Origin of the sequence: Streptomyces sp. NPDC093586 (assembly GCF_044764905.1) — a bacterium.
GTDB lineage: Bacteria > Actinomycetota > Actinomycetes > Streptomycetales > Streptomycetaceae > Streptomyces.
Genome location: NZ_JBIWJA010000054.1, coordinates 1 through 1,513, shown reverse-complemented (window position 1 = coordinate 1,513; position 1,513 = coordinate 1). Strand labels below are relative to the sequence as shown.

General features: G+C 67.3%; 1 protein-coding gene and 1 pseudogene. Both read left to right on the top strand.

Annotated elements, in window-relative coordinates:
• The first annotated feature begins 238 nt into the window (after positions 1–238).
• Positions 239–1,350, top strand: a pseudogene (locus tag ACIRFH_RS33680) (IS630 family transposase).
• Positions 1,351–1,395: 45 nt separating this feature from the next.
• Positions 1,396–1,513, top strand: a 118-nt coding sequence (locus ACIRFH_RS33675) for a transposase (RefSeq protein ID WP_403529523.1), incomplete at its 3' end; no start/stop codon positions are given.

Genomic DNA, 1,513 nt, shown 5'->3' with positions numbered 1-1,513 from the left:
CCGCTGGCCTCACCCGCACATGCTCGGGGGGGCGCGGGGGGCCCCCCCCCCCCCCCCCCCCCCCCCCCCCCCCGGCGCCCCCCCCCCCCCGCCCCCCCCCCCCCCGCCCGGGGCGACGTCGAGGGCGAGGAGAGCGAAAGAACTTGTTTCAGGAAAGGAGGGGAGAAGGAAGCCCTTTCATGGCCTTGCCGTGGGCAACGCTAGTGTCCTGCGCCAGTAGTTGATCGTTAGTAGTTGTGTGACTTCTACTGCTGGTGCGCCAGTTCCTCGTCGGGGCCCGAAGCTGGAACCGTTGCTCTTGTCCGAGGACGAGCGGGCGGTGTTGGAGCGGTGGACGCGTCGGGCGACATCGGCCCAGGCGCTGGCCCTGCGGGCGCGGATTGTGCGGGGCTGGAGGTACCGCCGATCGTCGCGGTTGCCCGGGATCTGCGGGTGACCGCGGACACGGTCCGCAAGTGGCGGCGGCGCTTCCTCGCCGAGCGGCTGGACGGGCTGGCCGACGAGCCCCGGCCCGGCCGACCACCGACTATCGGCGTCGATCAGGTGGAAGCGGTGGTGGTCACCACGCGGGAACAGCTGCCGAAGAACGCCACTCACTGGTCGCGGAAGTCGATGGCCGAGCACAGTGGTCTGTCGAAGTCGACGGTCGGCCGGATCTGGCGGCAGTTCCAGCTCAAGCCGCATCTGGTCGGCACTTTCAAGCTGTCGGCGGACCCGTTGTTCGTGGAGAAGGTCTACGACGTCGTGGGGCTGTATTTCAACCCGCCCGAGGGTGCGGTGGTGCTCTCGGTGGACGAGAAGTCGCAGATCCAGGCCCTGGACCGGTCCCAGCCGGTGCTGCCCATGATGCCGGGCATGCCCGAGCGGCGCACCCACGACTACGTGCGCAACGGCCTGACCACCTTGTTCGCCGCCTTCGACGTCGCCACGGGCGAAGTCATCACGGCCCTGCACCGCCGGCATCGGGCCGTGGAGTTCAAGAAGTTCCTGATCCGGATCGACAAAGCGGTGCCTGCTCACCTCCAGGTCCATCTGATCGTGGACAACTACGGCACCCACAAGTCCCCGGCGATCAGGACGTGGCTGGCCAGACACCCCGGGTTCGAGCTGCACTTCACCCCGACCGGGTCCTCCTGGATCAACCAGGCCGAGCGGTGGTTCGGCTACCTGGCCCACCAGATGATCCGCCGCGGCGCACACAAGAACATTCAGGCTCTCGAAGCCGACATCCGGGCCTGGGTCAAGGACTGGCACGAAGACCCCAAGCCGTTCATCTGGACCAAGACAGCCGAAGAGATCCTCGACTCTCTCGCCCGCTTCTGTCGACGGATCTCTGGCGCAGGACACTAGGTCGTGTATCGAAAGTGGATCTTGAGCTGTGAATGATCACGGTTCATGGGTCGGGGAGATCTCACGGACGAACAGTGGGCGGTGCTGGAGCCGTTGTTGCCGAAGGGCGCGAAGGCGGGACGGCCGCCCGTCTGGCCTCGGCGGCAGTTGATCGACGGCATAC